The organism is Kurthia massiliensis (genome assembly GCF_000285555.1).
Lineage (GTDB): Bacteria > Bacillota > Bacilli > Bacillales_A > Planococcaceae > Kurthia > Kurthia massiliensis.
The window spans coordinates 27,110-37,687 of record NZ_HE611008.1; the positions used below are offsets into that span (position 1 = coordinate 27,110).

Genomic DNA, 10,578 nt, shown 5'->3' on the forward strand with positions numbered 1-10,578 from the left:
CACGAGTTCGGAGCCTAAGGGTAAGAGAAAGGAGTTATCGCAATGTATATCTTATATTTTAAAGGCGCAGCAATTAGTGTTCATAATACACAAGCAGAGATTGCCAAGAAATTCGGCATTACTCGCCAGTCAGTTTTTGGCGCAATTAAGAAGGGTTCATATATCAACAAAGATTATCAAGTGAAGCCAGTAGATGCCACGAACGCTCATTTGATCGCAGAACTAATCAAGTAAATAAAACGATACGAAAAAGGGGACAAATAATATGACAAAACCAACAAAAGGTATTTTCAAACGAGACTTAGCTTTATTACTAATCAAATACGGTGCGAAGTTGGTAGATACTAAACCTAATCGCCATCGCCCTTCATATGATGTTTACTACTTCGAAGTAGACGACACATTTAATAGCCTAATGAAGGTGCTTGGCAAGTAATACAACTTTCACAAAACAACAAAACGAAACTAAAGGAGACAAACAAATGACTCAAACTAAACGTAATAACCGCCCAGTATTTAAACGCTCTGTAGCAATGGAATTAGTGAAGTATGGCGCAACACTTGTAGAAGTTGTTCCTAATAGAAACAATCCTGGATATAAAGTTTACTTCTTTAAGAATGACGAGAAGTTTAACTCTCTAATGGCTATCCTTGCCAACTAAGCAACACCGATACGAATAAACAATAATATAGAAATGGAGATACTAACAAATGACGACAATCACACTTACAACAAAACAAATCGAGGAAAAATTAAAAGTTAATCGTAGAACATTAACACGCCAAAAGGACTTATCAGAGTTCTTTTTAAAGCATGGCTATAAATTCATTGAGGAAACTAAAGTAGGCAAATCTAAAGCATATGTTTTAGACAAAGCTACAGAAGAAGATAAGCAACCTAAAAACTTTGACGAATGGTTAAAGGCAGTTTGCCAATTACCACACAACCTTAACTTTGACTTATTTAAGGAACTGGTTATGGTCGAGGTTTATGGTAAAAAGCCTACTGATAAATACAACAATTTAATCACTACACAATCTAAAACAGCACAGAACTACAGAGAACGTTTAGTAGCTACTGGTCTTGCTGATGCTACAGCAGTTGAATATCATGCTTTACAACTTGACGGCACTTATCGCCCAGCAACAGGCAGACAGTTTCAAGCTTGGAAATACCTACAATACGTTAAAGAAGTTTCATATGAGATTCTAGTTGGCGAGTTTGAAGCATTGAACTTCGAGAAACAATTTGTATTAGATGTTTGTGCTTGGAATGAATTAGTTAAAGAAGGACAACAACTAATCTAGAAACTAAGTGGGACATTACTTTTCCTATATATTCTCTATAACATTAAATAAGAAAAGTAATGTCCCAGTAAAACATTTCATAACTCATATATTTGGTTAACAGCATAGAACCTATACTATATCATTAACTAAAAATATGAGTTAGCACTTATTAGAAAGGAGAGATTGCTAATGTTTATTATTCTGACTTATTTAATTTTATTAGCCGTTAGTTGTAAATATGTATGGCAAGCAACAAAGTATATCTATTCTAAATGATAACCAAGAGCCAGAAGAATAGTAGTAGTAGATGATTCTGGTATAACTTGGCACGATTATGATTGGTGGCGCTAGTGCGCACAGTATTAAGGATAACCATTCATTTCTTCTGTCTCTTGGGCTACAGATTGAAAAACTAATCTAAGTTCTATCAGATAAATAGAACGGTTCGCAATCCTCCTATTTATATAAAGGCTTTAGTAGTGTGGTGGCTGCTAAAGCTATACATAATTTTAAAGAACGAGTTCGGAGCCTAAGTGTAGGAAGGAAATTAAGAGTTTATTTCCTAACCTATTATTAGATAGAACGTTTTTCTGTTTCGTTTGATTATGTCAGACTACACAAGATGTAGCTCTGCCGAACTACGATGTTCGGGAATTCGTTTAAGTTCACCATTTTAAGTCCAGTTTCTCCGACTGGCAAACAAGTCGTGAGTCCTTCTTCACTCACGCAGCTTCTTTCTTAAAAGGCGAGCCTTCATCACTCGTCTTTTTTTTACATAACGAACTCACAAAGTAAAGGAAGGTGATAGATGTGTATAAGACTTGTAAGAACCCTTTATGTAGAGCCAAGTATAAAGGTAAAGACGCTTACTGTAAGGCTTGTATTGAGCGTGTAAGGCGTTCTAAGCATAAAGAGTATAACAAGTATCAACGTGATACAGAACTTCACTCGTTCTATAAAACGACTGCTTGGAAGGAACTACGAAAGTTAAAGTTAGAACTCAATCCGTGCTGCGAAGTGTGTTGGCAAAAGGGTTTTCTGGAATATAAAAACTTAATCGTTCACCATATCAAGGAAGTTAAGGACAGACCAGATTTAGCTTTGAGCATCACGAATCTACAGACAGTTTGTAGAAATTGCCATAACAAAATTCACTTTCAAACTTAATAGGGGGGCTACTCTGAACTGCGAAATGAACGAAGATGCCCTCAAATTTTTAGCGCAATGCCCCAAAATACTGAGAAAAGGAGAAATCACATATGAATCAATTAGAAACACTTATCAAGGAATTAGATTTAGACGAAATTGCTAGAAAGCATGCTCAACAGATTACACCTATGCTGCTTGAACTAGATACAGACGTAGCCGATATTGGAACGATCGAATCCTACTTAACACTCTACAGTCTTTCAAAACGTGCTAAGGCAGAACTGGACAATGCGCCACTAGCTGAGAACGGTAAACGCAATCCTTGTTTCGATATTTTCATCAATTCAACTAAAGAACTTAAGCAAATCAGTAATCAGTTAGGACTTAATGTTAAATCTCGTCTTACACTGAAAAACTTGTCTGCCGAGAAGGAAGATGAAAGTATTGACCCACTTCTTTAATTACAAAGAATATTTGAGCGACACAAGCAAGCCACGAAGCCAAAGACTAACTAAACTTCTCTGTCTCTTGGAGTCAGACTTAGAACAATCTGATAAGTATTATTACAGCCAAGAGGAATCAGAAAAGGTTATTAAGTTTGCTGAACTGATCGCTCGCTATGAAGGTGTCGAGTTGGCAGACTTTCAAAAGTTTATTCTTGCTTCAATCTATGGTTGGCGTAGACGAGACAACGATTTAAAGCGTTTTAGAAACGTCTATATTTCACTTGGCCGCAAGAATGCTAAGTCATTCCTAAGTTCGATTATTAGCTTATACGAGTTGTTATATGGCGAATCACAAGAAAATAATAGGCAAATTTATATTGCGGCCAACTCAATGAGACAAGCGCAGAACTTATTTGATATGGCTAAGAATAACGTCAATCATCTTAAACGAGCGTCTGCTCACGCACGAAACAACTTAGAGAATTACGCCAAGAAAATCACTTATAAGCACAGCAAATCGTTTATCGAAGTAATCACCAATCCTCGTAAACTCGATGGACTCAACGTTAGCTGCTTTATCCTCGATGAATATTCTATGTCCCCAACAAATGAAATGCGTGATGTATTAGTATCCTCACAAATGCTACAACGCAGTCCTCTTAATATCATCGTATCAACTCACTCAATGGAACTTAGCTATCCGTGGCTTGCTACTGAAATTCCAATGATTGATTCAATCCTCAACGGTGAAACTTCTTTTGAAAACTATCTCCCAATCTTCTATGAACTAGATAACGAAAACGAAATTAATAATGAAAATATGTGGCTCAAAGCCAATCCTCTACTCGAAAAACTTGGCGAGTCTGGTTATGAGTATCTTCGTTCAGAACTACAACGAGCCAAAGCGAGCAAAGATTTAATTCCCGTCTACGTGAAGAACTTCAATTTAATTGTCAAACAGTCGGCAAGTGCGCTCTATTCATATCAAGATTATGCGGACAACCTACATTCTGTCTCGCTCTTGGATTGCAAAGGGTTAGACGCTTATGTAGGAGTTGACTTATCTTACACGAACGATTTAACGAGCGTTATTTTCAACGTTATTAAAGGCGAGCAAGTCCTTGTATTTCCCTTTAATTTCGTTGTTGAAAGTGAAGATTATCCTCTCACAGAACGAGCAAGAATCGAAGGTGTAAACTATTCGGCTTTAGAACAACAAGGGCAAGTAATTGTCTGTCAAGACCGCATTAACTCAATTGAAGTTGGAGACTTGATTATTGATGTAGTTGAGCAATACGGACTGCATCTTAAAGGTGTGTTTTTCGATGGTGCGCTAAGTTCATCATTCATTGAGAAATTAACGTCTGAGGGCTATGGCGACTATTTAAACATTGTTCGTCAAGGTGCTTTCACGTTAAGCCCAGCAACTCAAAGTTTTAGTGAATTTCTTCGTAATGGCAGAGTTAAGTTTCAAGAGAATCAGTTGATGAAAAATGCTCTTGTCAATGTTCGAGAAAAGCGTGTAAACGATGCGCTGTTTTTCGACAAGAGTAAAAACAGAAAGAAAATCGACTCTTATGCGGCCATGATTAACTGTTGGACTGAATTACCTTTTGCCGACTTTAATCAAGCTACAGAACAAAAATTAACAACTTGGAAATTCTAATTTAGAAAGGAAGATGGAAATGGCATTTTGGAAAAGAAATTATACGCCAGACACTACAGCAAATGATATTTATGCTGCGTTCTTTGCTAATGGTGGCGGAGTAAGTGGGAACGCATTAGAGAATAGCGATATTTTCACAGCGATCAAACTTATTGCGGACGGAGTAGCTTCACATGAGAAATCATTTAATACGGACTACATGAACAAGTTTTTACGCAAGCCTAACAACTATCAAAATGGCTACGACTTCTGGCAAGAAATTGTTCGCAATCTAATGTTCTATGGCAATGCGTTCGTTTATGTTGAGCGTGAACTATCAGTAATTAAAGAATTACGAGTATTAGAACCGAGCAAAGTAAATACTCATGTAGCTGAAAAGAACAGCTATCGCACAATCAAATATAGCTATCAAAGCGAAACGAAGTCTGAATTCTACTTGAATAGTGAGGACGTGCTTCACTTCAAGATTAACTCTAACGATGGTTTGATTGGTGTCAGTCCTTTAAATGCTCTGAAAACGGAAGTTAAAGCTACTGCGAACGGCTTAAACAGTATTTTAGAGTTCTTTAAGAAAGGTATTTTCGCTAACGGTATTTTGAAAATCAAGGAAGGACGCTTAACAGAGGAGCAAAAAAATGCAGTGAAAGCTAACTTCTCGGATAGTCTAAAGAATCTAGGTTCTTCTGGGACATTGCTGCTTGACTCTACTATGGATTTTGAAACTTTACCAGTAGACACAAGTATTTTCAAGGTTCTTGATTATACGAAATATAGTTCTGAGCAAATCAGAAAAGTGTTTGGTATTCCGAAGTCTTATTTTGGTGAGGAACTAACCAACTCAAAAGATACTGATATTCATAAGCAGTTTCACGAGCAAGCACTACAACCGATTATTAATCAAATCATTGCAGAGTTTGACTTTAAGCTAAATGCACAGCTAACTTTTGCTGAACATAGCCAAGAGCCAGAAGAAATTAAGGAATCAGAAGTGGCGTAGTAATCTAACATCAGTCTCTTTCTCTTGGGCTTCAAAACAAAGTCAGTTATAACGCCATTTCGGAGCCTAAGTGTAGAGAGGTGGGCGAGTAGCACAAATTTGATCGCTCTTAGCCTTACTTACTTTGTAAACAGTATTTTGAAAAGGAGAGATTAGGTTGGATAAAGAGCAAGTAGAAACACAAGAAGTAGAAGTTCAAACCGATGCACAGCCAGAAACTGTAGCAGATAAATTAACTATCACTGGCACAGCAATCGTATTCAATGAGCCTAGCGAAGATTTAGGCGGATTTAAAGAAGTTATTGCCCCTAATGCTTTAGATGGCGTTGATTTAAGCAACATTAAATTCATGTTATCGCATGAAGATAGCAAAGTTGTAGCAACAACGAAAAACGGTTCTCTACGTCTCACAGTGGACGAAAAAGGCTTGCACTATGAAGCTGATGTAGACCAAGAAACTTACGACAAAGTTAAAGATGGTTTATACGATAAGATGTCGTTTAGTTTCAAAGAAGGTAAGGCTCGTATGCAAGGCGAGTTTAAAATCGTTGAGCAAATCGAAAAGCTTTACGAGATTAGTCTTGTAGCAATTCCCGCATATGACAAAACTGAAGCACGTGTTCTTTCACGTAGCTTAAATAAATCACAGAATGGAGAAGAAAAGAATATGAATTTCACACAAACAACTGAGCAAGCTTTATTAGAAGGTTTAAAATCACGTGCCATGACTACTGAAACTATCGGTATGGCTCAAGAGGTATTAGCACCTGTATTCGAGAAAACTGACGAAAACACATTAGAAAACGCCGTAAACGTAGTTAAAGTTAACTCTGGTTCTGGCACTATTCCAGTAATGGCAAAAGGCACTGTCCTACCAACTGCTGCTGAATTAGCTGAGGGCGCTGACTTAGACGCTATCCTTGCCCCTGTTCGCTACGAAGTTCAAACTCACCGAGCAATCTTACCTATCTCACAAGAAGCTATTGATGATGCTGGCGTTGAAATCGTAGGAGCAATCAAAACTCATTTACAAAACGTAAAATCAAATACTGTAAATGCAGAAATTGCTAAAGTCCTTAAGACTGCAACTACTGGCACTGTAGCTGATTTAGACGCTCTTCGTGCTGAAATTATCGCACAACCTACGAACGCTAAAGTTTCAGTAGTTATGACTAAATCAATGTTTGCTGAAATCTCTGCTCTTAAAGATGCACAAGGCCGTTATATGCTTCAACCAGACGTAGCTAAAGCTGATGTAGCAACTTTATTCGGCGCTACAGTATACGTAGTTGAAGATAAAGCATTCGGAGAACAAGGCGACAAGAAAGCGTTCATCGGTGATTTAGAAGAAATCTATGTTCTTGAACGTCAAGACTTAGATTTAGATTGGTATAATCACGCACGTTTCGGACGCATGCTACAACCAGTATTACGTTTCGATGTAGTATCTGTCGGTAAAGACGCTAAGTTTATTACTTTCGGCGCTTAGTAATCAATAAATCCTAAGTGGGGATTGGGAAAATAATAATTCCCAGTCTCCACTTTTTTTGTTTATATATCAATTCTAAGGCTACTAGCGTTCGTTCTAAGAGCTTTTTCTAATTGATTAGTATTAGTTATCCAAAATTAAAATAAAGCTGTTCCAAGAGAAGGATAGAAAGGTTAGATTACTGGGCCGAGCCTATAATACTTACTTTTCTTCTTTCTCTGGGGACTAATAAGGAGAGAAATATCTATGGAATTGCAAGAGTTTAAAGATATGTTGCGCATTGACGGCAACTATGACGATGCTAACTTGATGATTCATTTAGAATCGGCTAAAGCATATGTATTGAATTCGATCAATGTTAAAACTACCGAGCAAGAGAGTTCAATTTTTAAAGACGCTCGTTTCAAAATGGTTGTAGGGCTTTTAGCTGCAACTTGGTATGAAGCTAAAACATTAACTTCAACAACTGAACAGCACACTCTACCGCACTCTTTTTATCCACTTATTCAACAACTAGACTTCTTAGCACCACAAGCTACTGAGCCAGAACCAGAACCTACTGAGCCAGAACCAGAGCCTACAGAGCCATCAGTTGAGACTGTAGACATCAAAATTAATGGCGTGGCATATAAAGCAACTGCTAAGAATGAAATGGACTTTACGCTATTAAATGGCGAAACTTTTGACACGCCTTTCTTAAATGTAGATGGCACAGAATACGGCGTAATTAGTTCAACACCAGAGCAAACCGTTTTAACAGCCATTGAAAGCTATTGGGCGCAAGGTGAATGGGGAGATATGTTCGAGTGGACTGGCTATGTAAAAGATTTAACACTCTATGTATTCAGTGGAAAAGTTCTAGAAAAAGGCTTGAACTTTGCTGCAAATGGAACTCGTTATACCCTAGTTAGCGAAACTTCGTCTAAAGTCTGGACTCTAGAAGAGGAGGTTTAGAGCATGAGTTGGAAACCTTTAAATAATCTAAACAAGCGTATTACGTTCGTTTCTATTCAACAAACGCAAGATGATATTGGAGACACGATTGAAGTAGAAACAAATGTCTTATCAGTATGGGCAGCGATTAAGTCTGTTCAAGCTGAGGAAATTAAAGGAGCAATTGGCACTATCGCAAAACGAAACATCGTATTTTTAGTGCGCTCTGACAATCCAGATTTACAACAAGTAGAGAATTACATGTCCGTGAAATACAAAGAAAATACTTATGAAATCGACTTCATTAATTGGGCTGATGAACAATCTGGATTCTATACCGAGGTTTGGTGCAGTTTATAAATACACAAAAAAGGACAACTCTTAATTGAGCTGTCCTATTTTTGTTTTATATTTAGTTAGCATAACGCCATTCATAACCCTTGTAGAAGTTCGTTCCGCCATGAGAATTTTTTTTACAATAAACTCCACGACAAGCTGCTGAAACACTACCACCATTAAAACCAAACTCATGAGCGTGTTGTGTTGACTTGAAAGTGAAAATAACGCCATCTGTAATAGCTTCTACTGGTTGAGATAGAGAGTTGGCAGCTCGCTCTGTTCGTGTCCCGTGATTATTGTTTTCCCTAGCTGAAACCCACTCTAAGTTAGTGTAGTGGTTATTAGCCTTGTTCTCGTCAATGTGGTTTACTTGTAAATCTTCTTCGTAGCCTGGAACAAACGCCAGGGCTACAAGACGATGAAGTCGAATACTTTTTTGTTTACTGTCTTTAGTATAAAGTGCTGTGCGGATATAACCATACTCATTCGGCTTCATCTTCGAAACCTTACCACTAATCAACTTCAATCTTCCGAAATTACTAACTTCATATTCTTCACGAAACTCGCTCATACCTGGTAATAAATAAACTGGTTTCCATAACTCGATCGCCATAAATAAAAAACCTCCAAATTGAATGATGCTTTCAATCAAAATTGGGGTTTTTAATAAAGAATTAGTTTTTATTAAGTGTTCCTGTTTATATATATATTATATCATTTTCAACCATAAAAATACATTCGTTCCGCACACAACCAAGAGTGAGTGGAAAGTGTTCAGGCTTTTTTTATGATTCAACTTCTTCTTTTTCCAAGCCTAATTCTCTACGCAAAAACTTGTTCGCTATCTCTGGGATAACTTCGGCGTCTGATACATCGTTAAAGAACCTGTAGCCGAATTGTCGCAGCACCAGTAATGGACTGTTTAAAGTCAATTCTTCTTGTTCTGGATAGAAGATATAGAATCCTCTCATGAATTTAGGAGTCTCTACCACCAATTTCATACCCAATGCTATGAACCGAAATTCCGAACGTGTTGCATTCCCTTGAACTTTCTTAACTTCTCCATTTTGAACAACATAGAACCCTTCATCGAATGATGCTAATTCTTCTTTCGTGAGCAATTGCTTCAAGATTCTGTCTTGCTGCTCTTTCTTGTATGGTAAGCGTTCGTTCAATGCTTTAGCTAAACCTACTAAGTTAGCCATGTATATCAACTACTTTCGTTTTTTTCCTCTATATTACCATATATTTACGGTTGCGTGTTTGACGCTCTTTTGCTAAGCAGAAGGAGTTAGGAGAGGTAAATCTGCATAGGAACACCTACTGCTGAGAACATAAAAAAAAGACGTTCAAAGCAATAGGTGAACCCTTGCTAAGCGTCAGTCGCAGTGTGAGTATAAAATTTTAGCACTCTCGATAGGATTAATACTCGTTATCTACTTGCTCGCAACCTTCCCTAGAGCAGTTGCCTTAACTCTAACGTTCTTCTTTGGAATACTTGTTAGTTAAGATACTTCCAATTTAAAGGGTTCATATCAAGTTAAGGACGACAACGAGCCACTGGATCAAGTCCAAAGGCTTTCCTAACATACAGCACTTTCTTACGTGGTAGCTTTCACCATTTCAACAGCAACTTTCGAGAGTGAAGTTTGGTCTGCTGTCTATCTCATTTTATGCAGTGGCTGAGAATTACCTTACGAGTTGTTTTTGTTAAAGAAGTCTATTTCGGCGTTGACTTCTGTTCTACTATACTGTAGAATGACGGTATTGAGTTGTTTAAAGGAACCGTAGCTGACCGACCAAAGTAAGCTTATGCGGTTCCTTTTTCTATTTACAAAAGTAATTCTATCAATACTAACCATAAATTTCAAGCTAAGTTCTGTTCGTGCTGCGAATAGGGCTTATTTTTTTTGTGTTAAGTGCTAATACTGATATTAACTATTTACGAGATTTAGCACGACTTGAACCAAGAGCCAGAAGAATTTAGGACTATACTTTGGGCGCAGTCAGAACCAGTGTCATATTACCTACTTTCCTCTTCCTATTGGGACTAATCGACTATAAAAAACTTGACTTATTGACTTAATTTTGATATAATGTATATAGAAATAAGAAATAAATAATAATTGCCTCTAGGAAAAGAACTATTAATCTAGTTCTTTTTTTACTTTATCAACTTACTAAGTAAGGCAAGACTATATAATTCGTTGTTGGCTAATCTTAAATAAATTGTAGAAGTAGAAATTTAAGTAGACAAAGTAAGTTAAGG

General features: G+C 37.2%; 13 protein-coding genes. 11 read left to right on the forward strand and 2 right to left on the reverse strand.

Going from position 1 to position 10,578, the window contains the following annotated elements; all coding sequences use genetic code 11:
• The first annotated feature begins 42 nt into the window (after window positions 1–42).
• The 11 genes from KMHG_RS16535 to KMHG_RS18165 all read left to right on the forward strand — a co-directional run bounded on the left by KMHG_RS16535 (window position 43) and on the right by KMHG_RS18165 (window position 8,330).
• Window positions 43–234, forward strand: a complete 192-nt coding sequence (locus KMHG_RS16535; RefSeq protein ID WP_010291238.1) for a helix-turn-helix domain-containing protein — start codon at window positions 43–45, stop codon at window positions 232–234.
• A 31-nt stretch (window positions 235–265) separates the two neighbouring features.
• On the forward strand, window positions 266–436 hold the full coding sequence (locus KMHG_RS19200; protein WP_154647385.1) for a hypothetical protein: 171 nt from the start codon (window positions 266–268) through the stop codon (window positions 434–436).
• Window positions 437–482: 46 nt separating this feature from the next.
• Window positions 483–662 carry a hypothetical protein gene (locus KMHG_RS16545; RefSeq protein WP_026022154.1) on the forward strand — a complete coding sequence of 60 codons (180 nt, stop codon included), beginning with the start codon at window positions 483–485 and terminating at the stop codon, window positions 660–662.
• Between the two features lie 49 nt (window positions 663–711).
• Window positions 712–1,308: a hypothetical protein gene (locus tag KMHG_RS16550; RefSeq protein WP_010291240.1), complete on the forward strand. Its 597-nt coding sequence runs from the start codon at window positions 712–714 to the stop codon at window positions 1,306–1,308.
• A 999-nt stretch (window positions 1,309–2,307) separates the two neighbouring features.
• Complete coding sequence (locus tag KMHG_RS19880; protein WP_369126193.1) at window positions 2,308–2,457, forward strand: HNH endonuclease; 150 nt, start codon at window positions 2,308–2,310, stop codon at window positions 2,455–2,457.
• Window positions 2,458–2,549: 92 nt separating this feature from the next.
• Window positions 2,550–2,900, forward strand: a complete 351-nt coding sequence (locus KMHG_RS16560) for a P27 family phage terminase small subunit (RefSeq protein ID WP_010291242.1) — start codon at window positions 2,550–2,552, stop codon at window positions 2,898–2,900.
• Window positions 2,875–4,551, forward strand: a complete 1,677-nt coding sequence (locus tag KMHG_RS16565; RefSeq protein ID WP_044505029.1) for a terminase large subunit domain-containing protein — start codon at window positions 2,875–2,877, stop codon at window positions 4,549–4,551. The genes KMHG_RS16560 and KMHG_RS16565 overlap by 26 nt, the downstream gene beginning before the upstream one ends.
• A gap of 19 nt (window positions 4,552–4,570) precedes the next feature.
• Entirely contained in the window at window positions 4,571–5,548 is a 978-nt protein-coding gene (locus tag KMHG_RS16570) for a phage portal protein (protein ID WP_010291245.1), read from the forward strand.
• A gap of 157 nt (window positions 5,549–5,705) precedes the next feature.
• Window positions 5,706–7,037, forward strand: a complete 1,332-nt coding sequence (locus KMHG_RS16575; RefSeq protein ID WP_010291249.1) for a phage major capsid protein — start codon at window positions 5,706–5,708, stop codon at window positions 7,035–7,037.
• 246 nt (window positions 7,038–7,283) lie between these two features.
• Entirely contained in the window at window positions 7,284–7,991 is a 708-nt protein-coding gene (locus KMHG_RS16580) for a head-tail connector protein (protein WP_010291251.1), read from the forward strand.
• A 3-nt stretch (window positions 7,992–7,994) separates the two neighbouring features.
• The gene (locus KMHG_RS18165; protein WP_010291252.1) at window positions 7,995–8,330 is read left to right on the forward strand and encodes a phage head closure protein; all 336 of its coding nucleotides are present in this window, start codon (window positions 7,995–7,997) and stop codon (window positions 8,328–8,330) included.
• 52 nt (window positions 8,331–8,382) lie between these two features.
• Here the strand turns inward: KMHG_RS18165 and KMHG_RS18170 are convergent, their stop codons facing one another.
• A complete protein-coding gene (locus KMHG_RS18170) occupies window positions 8,383–8,922 on the reverse strand; it encodes an HNH endonuclease (RefSeq protein ID WP_010291254.1) in 540 nt (179 codons plus the stop codon).
• Window positions 8,923–9,094: 172 nt separating this feature from the next.
• On the reverse strand, window positions 9,095–9,514 hold the full coding sequence (locus KMHG_RS16595) for a hypothetical protein (protein ID WP_010291255.1): 420 nt from the start codon (window positions 9,512–9,514) through the stop codon (window positions 9,095–9,097).
• Window positions 9,515–10,578 lie beyond the last annotated feature (1,064 nt).

Coding starts and splice junctions, on each gene's coding strand:
- KMHG_RS16535 (WP_010291238.1), top strand. CDS start 43: ATGTATATCTTATATTTTAAAGGCGCAGCAATTAGTGTTCATAATACA.
- KMHG_RS19200 (WP_154647385.1), top strand. CDS start 266: ATGACAAAACCAACAAAAGGTATTTTCAAACGAGACTTAGCTTTATTA.
- KMHG_RS16545 (WP_026022154.1), top strand. CDS start 483: ATGACTCAAACTAAACGTAATAACCGCCCAGTATTTAAACGCTCTGTA.
- KMHG_RS16550 (WP_010291240.1), top strand. CDS start 712: ATGACGACAATCACACTTACAACAAAACAAATCGAGGAAAAATTAAAA.
- KMHG_RS16560 (WP_010291242.1), top strand. CDS start 2,550: ATGAATCAATTAGAAACACTTATCAAGGAATTAGATTTAGACGAAATT.
- KMHG_RS16565 (WP_044505029.1), top strand. CDS start 2,875: ATGAAAGTATTGACCCACTTCTTTAATTACAAAGAATATTTGAGCGAC.
- KMHG_RS16570 (WP_010291245.1), top strand. CDS start 4,571: ATGGCATTTTGGAAAAGAAATTATACGCCAGACACTACAGCAAATGAT.
- KMHG_RS16580 (WP_010291251.1), top strand. CDS start 7,284: ATGGAATTGCAAGAGTTTAAAGATATGTTGCGCATTGACGGCAACTAT.
- KMHG_RS18165 (WP_010291252.1), top strand. CDS start 7,995: ATGAGTTGGAAACCTTTAAATAATCTAAACAAGCGTATTACGTTCGTT.
- KMHG_RS18170 (WP_010291254.1), bottom strand. CDS start 8,922: ATGGCGATCGAGTTATGGAAACCAGTTTATTTATTACCAGGTATGAGC.
- KMHG_RS16595 (WP_010291255.1), bottom strand. CDS start 9,514: ATGGCTAACTTAGTAGGTTTAGCTAAAGCATTGAACGAACGCTTACCA.